We start from the raw sequence: 17,802 nt of genomic DNA on the forward strand, positions 1-17,802 counted from the left end.
GGGATCTAAGTATTGTTTATTTTTTGGCACACTCATTGTACTATAATATAACATTGATTTTTCAGGAGTGCTGACAATGTATTTAATCCTAATTACTGACAAAATGACAATTAACATATGAAAAAAATTTTTTCTGATAATAATCTGCTTGATGATGCTAATGACAATGCCACTACAATTATGCCGATTTTCGCTGAAGTAGAGGGTAATCCGGATATAGAATGTCCGGGGGTGGCAGAAGTCGATCTGCCCATACTGCCATTGCGCAATATGGTGATGTATCCGGGAGTAGCTCTCCCTGTATCAGTTGGAAGGGCCAAATCTCTTCAACTTATTAAAGAAGCATACGCTCAAAAACAATATATCGGTGTAACATGTCAAAAAGATATGTACGTAGATGAACCTGAATACAAAGATTTGTATGAAATAGGTACTATTGCGGAAATCGTAAAAATACTGGAAATGCCAGACGGAAGCACTACTGTTATTTTACAAGGCAAACGACGTTTTCATTTAGATAATCTGACAACATTCACTCCTTATTTAAGAGGCAATATCTCTCTATTGGAAGAAAAAATGCCCAAATCGAATGACAAAGAATTCGAAGCGCTCATATCTGCAATAAAGGACATGACATTCAATATTCTGAAAACTTTGGGTGAACCTTCACGAGAGCTAATGTTTGCATTAAGGAATATTGAAAATTCTCACTATCTGATTAATTTTTTATGTTCCAATATTCCTTTAAATACCCAACAGAAACAGGATCTGCTTAATATCGACTCGGTCAAGCAACGAGCATTCAGTTTATATACCGCACTGAGTAAGGAAGCCCAACTTATTGAAATAAAAGCAAGTATTCAATCTCGTACGAGAGAAGACTTGAACCAACAACAAAGAGAGCACTTTTTACAACAACAGATAAAAACTATACAAGATGAATTGGGTGGAAGCGTTCAGGAACAAGATATACAGGAACTGAAGGAAAAAGCTTCTAAAAAGAAATGGGATGCTTCAGTAGCTGCCATATTTGAAAAAGAACTACGTAAATTAGAACGTCTTTATCCTCAATCTCCAGACTTTTCGGTGCAATATAATTACTTGGAAACATTGACCGATTTACCTTGGAATGAATTTACAAAGGATAATTTTAATCTGAAACATGCACAGAAGCAATTAGATAAAGACCATTACGGGCTTGAAAAAGTGAAAGACCGTATTTTAGAACATCTGGCGGTATTAAAACTGCGAGGGGATTTAAAATCTCCGATTATATGCCTTTACGGACCTCCGGGTGTCGGAAAAACATCTTTGGGAAAGTCAATAGCGGAAGCTCTGAAAAGAAAATATGTGCGTATTTCTTTAGGGGGATTGCACGATGAAGCGGAAATCAGAGGTCACCGACGCACCTACATCGGAGCTATGCCTGGTCGTATTATACAGGGTTTATTGAAAGCCGGTTCGTCTAATCCTGTGTTCGTTTTAGATGAAATAGATAAAATCGGAAATGATTTTAAAGGAGATCCGGCATCAGCTTTGTTAGAGGTTCTCGATCCGGAACAGAACAACGCTTTTCATGATAATTATTTGGATATCGACTATGATCTGTCAAATATTTTATTTATAGCGACTGCCAATAATTTGAATACGATCTCCCAACCTTTATTAGATCGAATGGAGCTTATCGATATAACCGGATATATTTTGGAAGAAAAAGTAGAGATCGGTCGAAGACACCTTGTCCCGAAACAGCTCGAGAATCATGGGCTCGTAAAAGGTGATGTAGACATTCCTAAAAAGACGATGGAGGTCATAGTAGACTCTTATACTCGGGAATCGGGTGTTCGGGAATTGGATAAGAAAATTGCCAAAATTATGCGGAAAATTGCCCGAAAAAAAGCATTGGAAGAAGAATACCCACATACGATTACAGTAAATGACTTACATGAATATTTAGGAATAAAAGAGTATTCACGAGATAAATACGAAGGAAATGAATATGCCGGTGTCGTTACAGGTTTGGCATGGACTGCCGTAGGTGGAGAAATATTATTCGTAGAATCAAGCCTGAGTAAAAGCAAAGGCGAAAAACTGACATTAACAGGAAATTTAGGTGATGTCATGAAAGAGTCGGCAATAATAGCCATGCAATACATAAAAGCCCATGCCGAAATGTTAAATATCAGTGATGACGTGTTCGATAAATGGAACGTACATATTCATGTGCCAGAAGGCGCTATTCCTAAAGATGGTCCTTCTGCAGGTATCACGATGGTAACTTCTATTGCATCCTCATTTACCCAACGCAAAGTACGTCCGAACCTGGCCATGACCGGAGAAATTACATTAAGAGGACGTGTACTTCCCGTCGGAGGCATAAAAGAAAAAATATTGGCTGCAAAACGCGCTAATATAAAAGATATTATCTTATCGGAAGAAAATAAAAAAGACATAGATGAGATCAAAGAAAATTATATTAAGGGGCTTACATTCCACTACGTACGGAACATTAAAGAAGTTCTCGATTTTGCATTATTGAATGAAAAGGTAGAACACCCCATACAATTATAGAAATAATAATAGGTAAATACAGATAAGGAGGAAATTTATTGAAAAAATTCCTCCTTATCTTATATGTTATCTGCTTAACAGATTTTAATTCGATTTTTACAACAAAATATTCAAAAGGATTGTTTCCTTATTACTACTACTCTATAAATAGTCGGACAACATACTTGAAGGCATCATTATTCAAGAAAATGTCCGGCTATTTTATTATAAATATCCATTAGATTTATTGACACACATTTTATATCTTTGTAGTCTGAAAATAGTAAAATAATGAGTGAAAATACTTTATTGGATAAATTAGAAGGCCTTTCAATCCGTTTCGAAGAGGTCGGGACTCTTATTACCGATCCGGCTGTTATATCTGATATGAAGCGTTTTGTTAAACTTACCAAGGAATATAGTGATCTCGAGAAAATTGTTAAAGCTAAAAATCAATATGAGAAATTACTAAACAATATCTCTGAAGCAAGATCAATATTAGAATCGGAAAACGACCTGGAAATAAGGGAAATGGCAAAAGAAGAATTGGATGAGTCTCAAGAAAAACTTCCGGTATTGGAAGAAGAGATAAAACTACTACTCGTTCCCACCGATCCCCAAGATAGTAAAAATGCCATAGTAGAAATTCGAGGAGGCACAGGGGGTGATGAAGCCGCTATTTTTGCAGGGGATCTGTTTCGTATGTATTCTAAATATTGTGAGACCAAAGGGTGGCAATTAAGTATATCCAGTTATAGTGAAGGCTCTTCGGGTGGATATAAAGAAATTATTTTTACAGTAAGCGGAGAAAATGTTTATGGCACATTAAAATACGAATCCGGTGTACATCGGGTGCAGCGTGTCCCAGCAACTGAGACACAAGGCAGAGTACATACTTCGGCCGCATCTGTGGCAGTTCTTCCGGAGGCAGAAGAATTTGATGTTGAGATTAATGAAGGTGAAATCAAATGGGATACTTTCCGCTCCGGTGGTGCTGGAGGACAAAACGTTAATAAAGTGGAATCTGGTGTCCGTCTCAGGTACGTATGGAAAAATCCCAATACAGGAGTTTCAGAAGAGATTCTTATCGAATGTACTGAAACCCGTGATCAACCCAAAAATAAAGAACGTGCACTTACCCGTTTACGTTCTTTTATTTATGATAAAGAGCATCAAAAATACCTTGACGATATTGCAGCCAAAAGAAAGACAATGGTCTCTACAGGAGATCGTTCCGCTAAGATACGTACATACAATTATCCTCAAGGGCGCATTACCGACCATAGAATCAACTATACTATATATAATCTTTCAGCATTCATGGATGGCGATATACAAGACTGCATAGATCACCTAATTATTGCCGAAAATGCCGAAAGAATGAAAGAAAGCGAATTATAGAAAATTTTTTGTACCTATCTTATGAACAAACAACAACTCTTTGAGAACATAAAACGTAAAAAATCATTTCTTTGCGTAGGTTTAGATATCGATATTAAAAAAATTCCGACACATTTGCTTAATGAAGAAGATCCTATTTTTGCATTTAATAAAATTATTGTCGATTCGACAGCAGATCTTTGTGTCGCTTATAAGCCCAATCTCGCTTTTTATGAGAGTTTGGGCATTCAAGGTTGGAGTGCCTTTGAAAAAACAGTACGATATATAAAAGAAAATTATCCGGATCAATTTATTATTGCCGATGCAAAACGCGGAGATATAGGGAATACTTCAGAAATGTACGCTCGCAGTTTTTTTGAACATCTCGATATCGACTCGGTAACAGTTGCTCCTTATATGGGAGAAGATAGCGTAAAACCTTTTCTCGTATATCCAGGTAAATGGGTCATTGTTTTGGGATTAACGTCTAATAAAGGATCTCAAGATTTTCAATTTACGGCAGATGCTTCAGGAGAACGACTTTTTGAAAAAGTAATGCGTATTTCCCAAACTTGGGCAACCGATGATCAAATGATGTTTGTTGTAGGGGCAACCCAAGGGAAATTATTTACGGACGTACGCAAAATAGCACCAGATCACTTTTTATTAGTTCCGGGAGTAGGCGCTCAAGGCGGAAGTTTGCAAGATGTTGCTAAATATGGAATGAATAAGCAATGCGGTCTTTTGGTAAATTCCTCACGAGGAATTATATATGCCGATAAGAGTGAGAATTTTGGAATTGCAGCACGTGCTGAATCGAAGAAAATTCAAGAACAAATGGAAGCCCTTTTGCAAGAAAGATCTCTAATTTGAATTTTTCTTAGAATCATATAATATAAGCATAAATATTTACTGTAAACTCTCGTATTTTATAAAAAATATACCGATTTATTTTGTAAATTTGCAGACAGACAGAAAACAAATACATGTTTTAAAATTATTGTAATATGCAAACACTTGACAATTTCAATTTTGCCGGTAAAAAGGCATTTGTACGTGTTGATTTTAACGTACCTTTGGATGAAAATCTGAATATTACAGACGACACTCGTATGCGCGCAGCGTTGCCTACTTTGAAAAAAATTATTGCTGATGGCGGTAGCGTGATTATCGGATCACATCTGGGTCGTCCGAAAAAAGGTCCGGAAGACAAATTTTCATTGAAGCATGTAGTTGCACATTTGTCTGAATTATTAGGACAACCTGTAAAATTTGTTGATGACTCAATAGGTGAAAAAGTAAAAGCTGCTGTTGCAGAATTGAAACCGGGAGAAGTGCTTGTTCTTGAAAATCTTCGTTTTTATGCTGAAGAGGAAGGCAAACCCAGAGGACTTGCTGAAGATGCCAGCGATGAAGAAAAAGCTGCTGCAAAAAAGGCCGTCAAAGCCAGTCAAAAAGAATTCACAAAGGAATTGGCAAGTCTTGCTGATGTTTATGTAAATGACGCATTTGGTACAGCTCACCGTGCACACGCTTCTACCGCTTTAATTGCTGACTATTTTACCCCGGAGAATAAAATGTTCGGTTACCTGATGGAAAAAGAGGTAAAAGCTGTAGAAAAGGTAATGAAAGATATTAATCGTCCTTTTACAGCAATTATGGGCGGATCTAAAGTTTCCTCAAAAATTGAAATTATTGAAAATCTGCTTAACAAAGTGGATAATCTGATCATTACAGGAGGTATGACTTATACTTTTACAAAAGCTCAAGGCGGTAAAATCGGTAATTCTATTTGTGAAGATGACAAATTGGATTTAGCTCTTGATCTAATGAAAAAAGCAAAAGAAAAAGGTGTAAATTTAGTATTAGCTGTAGATGCTAAAATTGCAGATGCATTCAGTAATGATGCAAATACTAAAATAGTTCCTGTAAATCAAATTCCTGATGGTTGGGAAGGTTTGGATATTGGCCCGGAATCTGAGAAAATATTCGCAGATGTTATCAAAAAATCTAAAACAATTCTTTGGAACGGTCCTACGGGTGTATTTGAATTTGAAAACTTTACCCATGGTTCACGCTCTGTAGGGGAAGCTATTGTGGAAGCTACCAAAAACGGAGCATTCTCTCTTGTTGGTGGAGGAGATTCTGTTGCTTGTGTTAATAAATTTGGTTTAGCAAACGGAGTATCGTATGTATCTACAGGTGGCGGTGCGTTACTTGAAGCAATCGAAGGAAAAATTCTTCCGGGTATTAAAGCGATCCAAGGATAAACAATAATAAAATTCTTCTATTATAGAAAGCCTGTTTAAGAAAAGATTTAAACAGGCTTTTCTTATTAATATCGATTACTTTATTGTAATTTACACAAATGATAAAAAAGGATATGCAAAATACTGTGACCCCATTTGATCTTCTCGCCCTCCTCCTATTCTACTAAAGATAAAAAATAAATTAAAGATTCTAGTATGAAAATGAATAAAATATTTCAGAAAGCCATTTGCCTATTTTCCTGAATACGGACATTCAACTGTTGTTGGTATTCCAAAAGATATTCTATATAATTAGAATATTTCTCAGGAGATTCCAAAAATATATTTAAAGATTTTTTTACCCAGTCCAATGCAGAATCATATCGATCGTTAAGTTCTTCATATAATGCCATATTAGCGGCGGCTTTAGCCTTCCGACCCATTTTCTCCGCATTTTCGTAAACATACTCCCATAAATAAGAAGCTTCTTCATAATTTCCTCTATTCCAGTAAGAATTTGCTTCTTTCATCAAAGGGTACGGAGTAACAAAATAAAAACGATCTGCATTATCAATATACGGATAAAACTTTTTACTGACCTGATACCCGGAATGATTTGTTGCATCGATCAAACAATTTTGAAATGATGGAAACCTGTCTAAAGTTCGATTTTCTGTTTCTCCATACGATTGCCACGATATAGTATCTTTACAGGAAAAAACGCTCGGTAAATATTTTTCTCCCATATAAAGTTTGAGATCAGCATAAACAGCAATATCCAAATCTCCAAAAAATAGAGCTTCGTCTACCTGAGTCAAGTGAATAGACGGAATAACAGATAATCTATCTAAAGACAAAATGGCATCTGCATTTAAACTATCCTTGATAAGTCGTACTTTGTCTTCTGGCAAAATATATTCTGTCATAGGATCATTCTGCATCGAAACTACAGATAGAGTCTTACCAGAAGCTTGCTTTAAAGAAGATGATACGCTTTTTACAAAATGCGGAATAAGATTTCCTCTTTTTATCTGCAACCGTTGACGCTCATTATAAGCGTCAATAATTTCACCTTCATCTTCTACCGGTGTACGTTCGGGGGTATTGATTACTATGGCTAATGTCCGAAGAGAATCTGGCAATATCGTTTCCGATGGACGTAATATTTCAAGTGGGACATAAACAGCTGTCGCACATGAAGTAAACAATAAAATAAAAAGTAAACTTATAGTATTTAACCAATAATGCATAAATATCAAGGTTTATGAATAGCTTTTCTACAAACATACAAATTTATTTCATGTGAGGAATATTCATTTCTTATAAAAAAACTAAGAGTCTTTTCGAGCCTGATTAAATTTTATAAAAATATCTCATCGGATTATCCTATTTTATTGTATTGTGAATAAAGTATTTAATACATCTTTGCTTACCGAAAGAAAAGCTAAAGAAAAAATACGATTAATAAAAAATCGGAAACACCTGTAAGTAGATTTACTTATAGGTGTTTCCGAAACAAATATAACCACAATTATTAGTAATTCCATTGACAAGCGATCATACGTAGATTGTTATCCCCTATCGTACGCAAATCTATGAGTTGGTTAAATCGGCAATTAATATATACCAAATTCGGGCAAAATGAAACATCCAGCATGGTCAACTGATTTTGATTACATAATACCCGTTGTAACAGATAGCGATTGCTTAAATCAAGTGTTGTCAAATCATTATAAGAACAATCGACAAAAGTAAGTTTGTCCGTTCCGTTAAGATTTAACCGGGTAAGGTTATTATATGAACAAACCAAATCAGTAAGAGCATCACAATTCAGAACATCAAGTGTTACCATATTGTTATCACTACAAAATAGAGTAAAAAGATTCGGTTGTTTTGACATAATCATTGTACGGATATTATTATCATCCATATTCAAGTTTTGCAAATTAACTGTCCCGAACAGATTTAAATTCGTCAAGCGATTATATCCGCAATAGAGATTTTTCAAATTAGCACAACTATCAACATTAAGAGATTCTAAGTGACACCCTTGAACATTAAGGGATTCTAAAGCAGATGAACCCTGAATATTGAATTCAACAAAAAGATTATTAGAACAATTTAAATTTTTCAATTGCGGAGATGTAGAAAGGTCGATTTCTGTGAGACGATTTTTATAACAATCAAGCTTGACCAACGCAATACAACCGGTTAAATCAAGTTCTGACAATTTATTACGGCTGACATTCATATCTGTAAGAGCTGAACAGTTCGTAGCATCGACTACCGTAATCTTATTTCGAGAAAGGTTCACTTTCTGCATAGCTGAAAAACCATTCAAATTTATGTCTCCCGCTAAATCTTTATCTTGCCAATCTATAGAAACCACTCTACCGTTATTCCAAGTAACACCTTTCCATGCTGCCGGAGTATTAATACTTACGATTTCCAACCGATCGGCATTGGAATCTCCTTTAGCAGATTTCTGCTGCAAAAAACTTTGCAGTTGTTTCACTTCATTTTTGTTATACTTCTGAGCAAATAGCACTGTGCTTCCCAGGACTAGTGCCACAATTAATAAAACTCGCTTCATAACTTCTTTTATTTTATTAGACTTATTGTCGGTTAATATCCTCTTCCCGATATTAACTTTACACTCATTAAAACAATATAGTCGAAAAAAAGTTTTGAAGAACGAATTTTACAAAAAAATGAAAAGAGGAAAGACTACTTTTCATTCAGTCTTATTCCATTCTCAAGAATCAGAATCAATCTTTGCTTGTATAATGCACCTATCGCTTTTTTGAAATTTTTCTTGCTACAAGAAAAGTGCTCGGCAATCTGCTCGGCAGAAGATTTATCAGAAAGAGGCATATAACCTTCATTTTCGTATAAAGATCGAAGAATTTCAGAAGATAACGTATCTATCTTTTCATATCCTACCGGTTGTAAAACAACATCGATTTTTTCATCTTTACGGATATGTTTTATATACCCTTTTATATGATCTCCCTTTTCTATATTGCAAAATATCTCATTGTAATAAACCATGCCCCAATGCGTATTATTGATAATAACCTTATATCCTATCTCGGTTTCTTGTACTACCAATAAATCAACTTCCTGATTTATTTCATAATCGATCGGAAGATTATTCAAAAATTTATTCAGTTTAGCTGAAGCAACGATACGTCCACTCTCATGATCAAGATAAGCATAAACAGTATAATAATATCCCTGTTTCATATCGACTCGTTGTTCACGGAAAGGAACTAACAGATCTTTCATTAACCCCCAATCCAAAAATGCACCGACCCTATTTGTCGATTTCACTTTTAAATATGCAAACTCTCCAACTTGAATATAAGGTTTTTCTGTAGTAGCAATAATTCGATCTTCTGAATCAAAATAGATAAAAACATCTATTATGTCTCCTATACGACAATTTTCAGGTATATATCGAGCAGGAAGTAATATCTCGCCTTTATCTTCTCCATCTAAATACACACCGAAATCTACTGTTTTTATAACCTTTAAGGCATTATACCTTCCTACTTTTACCATAATTTGTTTCTTTTGGAACAAAAGTAAATAAACTTCAGATATTATAAAAGCTCCTTCATAGGAATATGGAGAATATATTTTTATGAAGTTTTTCAGAATCATCAAATTTTTCTAAAATCACGCCGTACAATATGATCTTTCAGCATTTATTTTTACTTTTGTATATAAACCTTAAATATTTAGTAAGATGAAGAATGCACAATACTTATTCATCATAGTTTTATGCTATGTTGCAATGACAGGTAAAGCTCAAAATAATAGATTTACACCTCCTATTATGGGATGGAGTTCTTGGAATACTTATCGTATAAACATCAATGAACAACTTATAAAAAAACAAGCTGATGCAATTATTGATAGAGGTCTGAAAACCGTTGGATATCGATATATAAATATCGATGACGGTTTTTTCGGATGGCGTGATGAATCGGGAATACTTCATACTCATCCCAAGCGTTTTCCCAACGGATTGGAAAACATCGTTAAATATATACATGATAAAGGTCTAAAAGCTGGCATTTATTCTGATGCAGGAAGTAATACTTGCGGTTCGATTTGGGACAACGATCCAAATGGAATAGGAGTCGGGCTATATGGGCACGAGAAACAAGATGCAGACCTCTTTTTTAACAAATGGGGGGTTGATTTTATCAAAATAGACTATTGTGGTGCCGGACAGGAATTAGCATTAGATGAACAAAAGAGATATACTGAAATTTATCGAGCTTTCAATGATGTTTGTAACCATAAAATATCATTGAATATTTGCCGTTGGGCTTTCCCCGGCACATGGGCTGAAGATATCGCAACTTCATGGAGAATAAGTGCCGATATTACTCCAGAGTGGGCATCTATCAAACATATAATAAATAAGAACCTTTATTTATCAGCCTATGCACGAAATGGTCATTATAATGATATGGATATGCTGGAAATAGGAAGAGGTCTAAAACCTGAAGAGGAAGAAGTTCATTTCGGTATGTGGTGTATCATGAGTTCGCCCTTACTTATCGGTTGCGATTTAACTACTATTCCGGATAAATCTTTAGAATTACTGAAAAACAAAGAACTAATAGCTATCAATCAAGATTCGTTAGGTCTTCAAGCTTATGTAGTTCAACACGAAAAAAATGGATATGTATTAGTCAAAGATATTGAACAAAAACGAGGTAAAGCCAGAGCTATGGCTTTATATAATCCATCAGACTCGATTTGTTCGTTTTCTGTACCCACTGCATGTTTGGAGTTAGGTGGAACAATAAAAGTCCGAGATTTAATAGAACATAAGACTATTGATACAAATAAAGAATATTTAGAATATGAGTTACCTCCTCATAGTGCAAAATTTTTTCGTATAGAGGCGGAAAAGCGTCTGGAATCATCGCTTTACGAAGCTGAATGGGCTTATCTTCCATGTTATGATGATCTGGGTACTCGTTCTAAAAGTATCCGCTATGCTCCATGTGAAAAGGCATCCGGAAAAATGACCGTTAGCTTTATTGGCGGGAGCTCTGAAAATTATGCTGAATGGGATAATGTTTACAGTAAAAAAGGGGGTGCATATGAAATGAAGATTTTTTATTTGCCTGAAAAGAACCGCAAATTAGAAGTCAATATAAACGGAAAGTCTTATTTCTTTAAAAATTTAGAAACCGATAGCTCAAAGGGAATTATGACTATTACTCTTTCTGTACAATTAAATCGTGGGGAAAATACAATTCGCATAGGCAGTCCCTATTGCTGGGCTCCAGATATAGACTGTTTTACATTAAAAAGACGATAATTCACCGTTTCTGATTTCAGCAAATGAAAGAATAACTTACCTTTGTGATCACAAAAATTTTCAATATGATATTTTATTTTTCGGGAACGGGAAATTCTGAATGGGTTGCAAAAGAAGTAGCAAAAGCACAAAATGAAACAATATGTTTTATTCCCGAAGTTATGCAAAAAAAAGAATTTTATTATCGAGTCTCGGAAAAAGAAAAAATAGGGTTCGTATTTCCCATATATTCTTGGGGGCCGCCTAAACTCATTCTCGATTTCATTAAGCTCATACAATTAGAAATAAAGTATAATAACTATGTTTTTTTTGTTTGTACTTGTGGTGATGATATCGGGCTAAGCAAAAACATCTTTGTGAAAGCATTATTGGCCAAAGGAATTACTTGTAACAGTGGATTCTCTGTTATAATGCCAAATAATTATATATTAATGAAAGGGTTTGATGTAGATTCTCCAGTTTTGACAGACAAAAAATTAAGAGAAGCTATACCCAGAATGGAACAGATAAATTCATGGATAAGTAATAACAGATCAGGCTTATTCGATTGTAAACAAGGGCATTTCCCTATCTTTAAAACTCGAATTATATGGCCATTATTCAATAAATATCAAATATCGGATAAAGATTTTTATGCCACAGACTTATGTAACGGTTGCAGGTTGTGTGAACAAAAATGCCCTGTTGGAAATATAAAAGTCGATAAAAAACCGAAGTGGCAGCACCATTGTATTCTTTGTCTGGCATGTATTCACAGATGCCCGCAAACGGCAATTCAATATGGGAAGAAAACACAGAAAAAAGGCCGCTATTACAAAGGGAAAAAATGAACTAATAACGAAATTAAACGGTTTTTCTTTATAGCGTAGGCACAAAACTTTTTATTTCAAACAAAATATAAATCAGAAGTTTTTATATATTTGTAAATATGTCAACTAAATCATCCAAATATGAAAAATAGATTTATTCTTTTATCCGGATTCTGCCTTCTCCTTTTATGTATAAACTCTTGTAAGCAGAAAAAAAATCATCCAGACAAAACAGATTCGGATCAGCAAACAGAATTGACCGATACCGCTATTTCTATAGAGGAAATAGATACGTTGTCTTTTGCTCTTTATGAAAACGAGAAAAAATATCATATCAATAATGACACGGCAATGCCGGCCTGCACGTTTTCTATCGACATGATTTATCCGGATAATTATCCTAACAATATAAAATTAAAACAGATACAAAAATATTTTGTGAAGAGTATTTTCGGAGAAGAATATGAGAGTTTCGCTCCTAAATTAGCTGCAGAAAAATACATGCAGAATTATATAGACACTTATAAAAAAGATATGTCTCAATATAGCCATTCTAAAAAAGACATCGGTGTATGGATGAATTATGAATTATCTGTAGGTAGCCGCTCTCTTTATAATAATCACGATATATGGAGCTACGAATTATCGACTTATATGTTTACCGGTGGGGCACACGGCATTTATACAACTACATATCAAACCTTTGATTTACAAAAAGGAAAGAGCCTTCTTTTGAATGATCTTATTAGTGAAAAAAATAGAGCAACAATAGATGAGTTATTACGAAAACAATTGGCAATCGATCTTAAATTAACAAATATCAATGAATTAAGCAAGAAAGATTATAGTCCTGAAAACATTGTCGCTACCGATAATTTCTATGCGGGAAAAAATGGAATCACGTGGTTATATAATCCGTATGATATCGCACCTTATTATTTAGGTCAAACACGAATTACCCTACCATACTCCGTATTGCGTCCTTACCTTTTACCAGAATGTCCCGTGAAACGTATTTTTGAATAACACAGTCTTCACAATAATTATTTTATGAAGCAATAAAAAACGCCAATGATTTATTAAAAAATTATTGGCGTTTTTTATATAATCAATTATATAAGTATTAGACCTCTTTATTTCTTCAGTGCGGCAATACTTTCCTCTAAAGATTTTATTTTACTTTCTGCATCGGACTGTTTTTTCCGCTCCATTTCAACAACCTGTGCCGGAGCATTATTCACAAAACGCTCGTTACTTAATTTAGCAATGACCGATTTTAGAAAACCTCGTAAATATTTCAGTTCCTCTTCTTGCTTTTTCAATTCGGCTTCTACATCGATATTATTTCCTAACGGAACGGCATACTCGGTTGTGCCCACCAAAAATGAAGCTGCTGTAGCATCTTTTTCATTAACCGACAAAATAGCCGACAAATTAGCAAGTTTAGAAATTACCGCATCATTCCCCGAATTGTGCTGTCCGATAACTTGTAATTCTAACGTATCCTTATTCGGGATATTCTTTTGAAGACGAATCGAACGCACTCCTGAAATAATCTCTTTTGCCGTCTCGATTTGTGCCAATAGAGCTTCATCATAAGTCTCTACTCCCGGTAATTGAGCGATCATGATACTTTCCCCCTCTTTACGGTCACAGATGTGCTGCCAAAGTTCTTCCGTAATAAAAGGCATAAACGGATGCAGAAGTTTCAATAGATCATCAAAAAACGACAAAGTCTTTTCGTATGTCGTAGCATCTATCGGCTGTTGATATCCGGGTTTGATCATCTCCAAATACCATGAAGAAAATTCATCCCAAAACAATTTATATACCACCATCAACGCTTCCGAAAGACGATATTTAGAGAACAAGTCTGCAATCTCGATACTTGCTTTTTTCAGCATAGCATCAAACCACCTTACTGCAATCTTGGCTGATTCAGGCTGATCTATAGACGAATCTACCGACCATCCTTTTACCAACCGAAATGCGTTCCATATCTTATTATTGAAATTACGTCCTTGTTCACACAATGTATCATCAAATAAAATATCATTTCCGGCCGGAGCAGAAAGCATCATTCCCATACGAACCCCGTCAGCCCCGTACCTATCGATCAATTCTAACGGATCGGGGGAATTACCTAACGACTTAGACATTTTACGGCCTAATTTATCACGGACAATTCCGGTAAAATAGACATTCTTAAACGGCATCTCTTTCTGATATTCATAGCCGGCGATAATCATACGGGCTACCCAAAAGAAAATAATATCGGGAGCTGTAACCAAGTCACTGGTTGGATAATAGTAATTCAGTTCTTCATTTCCAGGATGATTAATACCGTCGAACAGCGATATAGGCCACAACCAAGAAGAAAACCATGTATCGAGACAATCTTCATCTTGTCGTAAATCTTCCGTTTGTAAGGTAGAATTACCCGTCTTATTACGAGCCAGTTCCAAAGCTTCCTCTTTAGTTGCCGCTACGACATACCCACCTTCGGGAAGATAATATGCAGGGATTTGATGTCCCCACCAAAGCTGACGGGAAATACACCAGTCCTTAACATTTTCCATCCAATAGCGGTATGTATTTTTGTATTTTGCCGGATAAAACTTTATATCGTCATTCATTACAGCCTCTAACGCCGGTTTAGCAAGATCGGTCATTTTTAAAAACCATTGCATAGAAAGTTTAGGCTCTATCACAACATTCGTACGTTCCGAATGCCCGACTTTATTAGTATAAGCCTCCGTTTTTTCCAACAGGCCCGCAGCTTCCAGATCTTTTTCTATTTGAACACGGACATCGAATCTGTCCATACCGACATACATTCCGGCAGCATCGCTTATCGTACCGTTATCGTTAAAAATATCGATACTCGGCAGATTATACTTTTCGCCCAGCATATAGTCGTTAACATCATGTGCCGGAGTGACTTTCAGGCAACCCGTACCGAATTCGATATCGACATAATCATCTTCGATGACCGGAATTACCCGGTTTACCAACGGAACAATAACTTTCTTCCCTTTTAAATGCTGATTTTTGGGATCATTCGGATTGATACACATAGCCGTATCTCCCATAATCGTCTCAGGGCGGGTCGTTGCGACTACGGCATATCCGTCCTCACCCTCAATCTTATAACGCAAATAATACAACTTTCCGTGTTCTTCTTTATAAACGACTTCTTCATCGGATAGAGCAGTCAAAGCTTTCGGATCCCAATTTACCATACGGACACCCCGATAGATAAGTCCTTTATTATATAAATCGACAAAAACTTTCAAGACACTTTCGCTACGAAGCTCATCCATAGTAAAAGCCGTTCTGTCCCAATCACAAGAAGCCCCTAACTTGCGGAGTTGCTGCAAGATAATTCCTCCGTGAGTTTCTGTCCATTCCCATGCATGTTTCAGAAATTCTTCTCGTGTAAGATCGGTTTTCTTAATTCCCTGAGCTGCCAATTTGTTCACGACCTTCGCTTCGGTTGCGATAGAAGCATGATCGGTACCCGGAACCCAACAAGCATTCTTTCCGGTCATACGGGCACGACGAATCAAAATATCCTGAATCGTATTATTCAGCATGTGCCCCATGTGCAACACACCCGTAACATTTGGCGGAGGTATGACTATCGTATAAGGTTCACGGCCATCGGGTTTCGACTTGAAATATCCGTTTTTAAGCCAATACTCATACCACTTTTCTTCAACTTCGGCAGGATTGTACTTCGTTGCAATTTCCATTCTATTTCGTAATTTCTTGTTTTTTTATTTTTATACAGAACAAAAGAGACAAAAATCTCCAAAATGCGACACAAAAGTACAAAATATTCGAGACAGAAAGAGACAAAAGAGCAAATTTCACAAGAAGTTTTTCTATTTTTGTCGAACATTAATAAGATACTCACTATGAAATCTCGGTTCTACTTTATCACATTAGCAATTTTACTATTTGCTTTTCCATTAAAAAGCCAACAGTCTCCCAAACGGGAATTCCGGGGTGCATGGATACAAACTGTTCATCAGTCTCAATACCAAAACATGGATAAAGCTACCATGCAGACATATCTTACAGCAATGCTTGACGGCTTGCAACAAATGGGTATAAATGCCGTCATTTTTCAAGTAAGACCTCAAGCAGACGCGTTTTATCAATCATCGTTAGAGCCATGGAGTCGTTTTTTTACCGGGACACAAGGCATAGCACCGACTCCGGTATGGGATCCGATGCAATATCTCATCGAAGCTTGTCATGAACGGAATATGGAATTTCACGCATGGCTCAATCCGTATCGCGTAAAAAGTAATCTAAACGAACAATTAGCGCCCGGACACATTTATCATAAACACCCCGAATGGTTCGTAACTTATGGTAATCAGCTTTATTTCGATCCGGGATTGCCCGAATCCCGTAAATTTATCTGTCAAGTAGTAGATGATATCGTATCTCGTTATGATATAGATGCAATACACATGGATGATTACTTCTACCCCTATCCCATTGCAGGAAAAGAATTTCCCGACCAAAAGAGTTTCGCTCGATACGGAAACGGACTGAGCCTATCTGATTGGCGTCGGAATAACGTAAATTTTTTGATTCAAGAACTTCATCAGACCATTTCGCAACGGAAACCTTGGGTCCGGTTCGGAATCAGTCCGTTCGGAATATATCGAAATAAAAAAAATGACACGAACGGTAGCGATACGAACGGTTTACAAAATTATGACGACTTGTATGCGGATGTACTGATGTGGACTCGTAACGGATGGGTCGATTATATGATGCCTCAATTATACTGGGAAATAGGACATAAAGCAGCTTGTTACGAAACCCTTATTTATTGGTGGAATCGTCATAGTAACGGACGGCATCTCTATATCGGACAAGACGTAAAACGAACGATGAACGCAGCGGACGTAAATCCGAAATATTCGCAACTAAATCATAAAATACAATTGAGCCGTTATCTGGACAACATCTCCGGTAATTGTTTCTGGCCGGCGCATCCTCTGTTAGAAAATTACGGAAATGTAGGCAACGCCCTGAAATACGACCACTTCGCTTTTCCCGCAATAATACCGGCATACACATTTATCGATGATAAATGTCCGGCAGAAGTGAAAAGCTTGAAAGCCCGTTGGATACCGCAAGGCTATGTCTTGGAATGGAAACGTAAAAACACAAAAGATGAAATGCAGAAGCAGGTTTATTTCTGTATCTACCGATTCGCTGAAGGTGAACCTATTGATTTGTCGAACGGAAAAAATCTTGTTACGACAACACGAGAAACCGGATATTTACTACCCTATCAAAAAGGAACAGAAAAATATACTTACGTTATAACCGCAGTAGACAGAATGCACAATGAAAGTAAAAAGGGCAAAAAAGTAACCGTAAAATTATAAAAAACAAAGCTTGAAAAACAGGGCAGAGAAACTATATGTTTCCCTCCCCT

General features: G+C 36.1%; 12 protein-coding genes. 8 read left to right on the plus strand and 4 right to left on the minus strand.

The window, feature by feature from the left end:
• Positions 1–117 precede the first annotated feature (117 nt).
• The 4 genes from lon to QUE35_RS02290 all read left to right on the plus strand — a co-directional run bounded on the left by lon (position 118) and on the right by QUE35_RS02290 (position 6,200).
• Positions 118–2,571: an endopeptidase La gene (gene lon, locus QUE35_RS02275; RefSeq protein ID WP_022391114.1), complete on the plus strand. Its 2,454-nt coding sequence runs from the start codon at positions 118–120 to the stop codon at positions 2,569–2,571.
• Between the two features lie 270 nt (positions 2,572–2,841).
• Complete coding sequence (gene prfA / locus QUE35_RS02280; RefSeq protein WP_009317062.1) at positions 2,842–3,951, plus strand: peptide chain release factor 1; 1,110 nt, start codon at positions 2,842–2,844, stop codon at positions 3,949–3,951.
• Positions 3,952–3,972: 21 nt separating this feature from the next.
• Positions 3,973–4,803 carry an orotidine-5'-phosphate decarboxylase gene (gene pyrF, locus QUE35_RS02285; protein ID WP_022602670.1) on the plus strand — a complete coding sequence of 277 codons (831 nt, stop codon included), beginning with the start codon at positions 3,973–3,975 and terminating at the stop codon, positions 4,801–4,803.
• A 134-nt stretch (positions 4,804–4,937) separates the two neighbouring features.
• Positions 4,938–6,200, plus strand: coding sequence for a phosphoglycerate kinase (locus QUE35_RS02290; protein WP_009317064.1), 1,263 nt, complete (start codon positions 4,938–4,940; stop codon positions 6,198–6,200).
• 215 nt (positions 6,201–6,415) lie between these two features.
• On the opposite strand, the gene QUE35_RS02295 is transcribed toward QUE35_RS02290, so the two are convergent.
• The 3 genes from QUE35_RS02295 to QUE35_RS02305 all read right to left on the minus strand — a co-directional run bounded on the left by QUE35_RS02295 (position 6,416) and on the right by QUE35_RS02305 (position 9,743).
• A complete protein-coding gene (locus QUE35_RS02295; protein WP_022391116.1) occupies positions 6,416–7,429 on the minus strand; it encodes a DUF6340 family protein in 1,014 nt (337 codons plus the stop codon).
• 284 nt (positions 7,430–7,713) lie between these two features.
• The gene (locus QUE35_RS02300) at positions 7,714–8,772 is read right to left on the minus strand and encodes a leucine-rich repeat domain-containing protein (RefSeq protein ID WP_009317068.1); all 1,059 of its coding nucleotides are present in this window, start codon (positions 8,770–8,772) and stop codon (positions 7,714–7,716) included.
• A 134-nt stretch (positions 8,773–8,906) separates the two neighbouring features.
• Positions 8,907–9,743, minus strand: coding sequence for a CvfB family protein (locus tag QUE35_RS02305; protein ID WP_031258900.1), 837 nt, complete (start codon positions 9,741–9,743; stop codon positions 8,907–8,909).
• A gap of 187 nt (positions 9,744–9,930) precedes the next feature.
• On the opposite strand from QUE35_RS02305, the gene QUE35_RS02310 reads away from it, so the two are divergent.
• From QUE35_RS02310 to QUE35_RS02320, 3 genes are all read left to right on the plus strand, one after another.
• On the plus strand, positions 9,931–11,526 hold the full coding sequence (locus tag QUE35_RS02310; RefSeq protein ID WP_122329704.1) for an alpha-galactosidase: 1,596 nt from the start codon (positions 9,931–9,933) through the stop codon (positions 11,524–11,526).
• A gap of 65 nt (positions 11,527–11,591) precedes the next feature.
• A complete protein-coding gene (locus QUE35_RS02315; RefSeq protein WP_022602661.1) occupies positions 11,592–12,356 on the plus strand; it encodes an EFR1 family ferrodoxin in 765 nt (254 codons plus the stop codon).
• A gap of 120 nt (positions 12,357–12,476) precedes the next feature.
• Positions 12,477–13,361 carry a DUF3298 and DUF4163 domain-containing protein gene (locus QUE35_RS02320; RefSeq protein WP_009317072.1) on the plus strand — a complete coding sequence of 295 codons (885 nt, stop codon included), beginning with the start codon at positions 12,477–12,479 and terminating at the stop codon, positions 13,359–13,361.
• 107 nt (positions 13,362–13,468) lie between these two features.
• On the opposite strand, the gene QUE35_RS02325 is transcribed toward QUE35_RS02320, so the two are convergent.
• Positions 13,469–16,090 carry a valine--tRNA ligase gene (locus tag QUE35_RS02325; protein ID WP_022602659.1) on the minus strand — a complete coding sequence of 874 codons (2,622 nt, stop codon included), beginning with the start codon at positions 16,088–16,090 and terminating at the stop codon, positions 13,469–13,471.
• A 165-nt stretch (positions 16,091–16,255) separates the two neighbouring features.
• Between QUE35_RS02325 and QUE35_RS02330 the strand changes: the two genes are divergently transcribed.
• Positions 16,256–17,752, plus strand: coding sequence for a glycoside hydrolase family 10-like protein (locus tag QUE35_RS02330; protein WP_031258898.1), 1,497 nt, complete (start codon positions 16,256–16,258; stop codon positions 17,750–17,752).
• The last annotated feature ends 50 nt before the right edge of the window (positions 17,753–17,802 follow it).

Origin of the sequence: Coprobacter fastidiosus (assembly GCF_030296935.1) — a bacterium.
In the GTDB taxonomy this organism is placed as follows: domain Bacteria; phylum Bacteroidota; class Bacteroidia; order Bacteroidales; family Coprobacteraceae; genus Coprobacter; species Coprobacter fastidiosus.

Excerpts from the sequence above, each read along its gene's own strand:
- lon (WP_022391114.1), top strand. The coding sequence starts at position 118 with ATGAAAAAAATTTTTTCTGATAATAATCTGCTTGATGATGCTAATGAC.
- prfA (WP_009317062.1), top strand. The coding sequence starts at position 2,842 with ATGAGTGAAAATACTTTATTGGATAAATTAGAAGGCCTTTCAATCCGT.
- pyrF (WP_022602670.1), top strand. The coding sequence starts at position 3,973 with ATGAACAAACAACAACTCTTTGAGAACATAAAACGTAAAAAATCATTT.
- QUE35_RS02290 (WP_009317064.1), top strand. The coding sequence starts at position 4,938 with ATGCAAACACTTGACAATTTCAATTTTGCCGGTAAAAAGGCATTTGTA.
- QUE35_RS02295 (WP_022391116.1), bottom strand. The coding sequence starts at position 7,429 with ATGCATTATTGGTTAAATACTATAAGTTTACTTTTTATTTTATTGTTT.
- QUE35_RS02300 (WP_009317068.1), bottom strand. The coding sequence starts at position 8,772 with ATGAAGCGAGTTTTATTAATTGTGGCACTAGTCCTGGGAAGCACAGTG.
- QUE35_RS02305 (WP_031258900.1), bottom strand. The coding sequence starts at position 9,743 with ATGGTAAAAGTAGGAAGGTATAATGCCTTAAAGGTTATAAAAACAGTA.
- QUE35_RS02310 (WP_122329704.1), top strand. The coding sequence starts at position 9,931 with ATGAAGAATGCACAATACTTATTCATCATAGTTTTATGCTATGTTGCA.
- QUE35_RS02315 (WP_022602661.1), top strand. The coding sequence starts at position 11,592 with ATGATATTTTATTTTTCGGGAACGGGAAATTCTGAATGGGTTGCAAAA.
- QUE35_RS02320 (WP_009317072.1), top strand. The coding sequence starts at position 12,477 with ATGAAAAATAGATTTATTCTTTTATCCGGATTCTGCCTTCTCCTTTTA.
- QUE35_RS02325 (WP_022602659.1), bottom strand. The coding sequence starts at position 16,090 with ATGGAAATTGCAACGAAGTACAATCCTGCCGAAGTTGAAGAAAAGTGG.
- QUE35_RS02330 (WP_031258898.1), top strand. The coding sequence starts at position 16,256 with ATGAAATCTCGGTTCTACTTTATCACATTAGCAATTTTACTATTTGCT.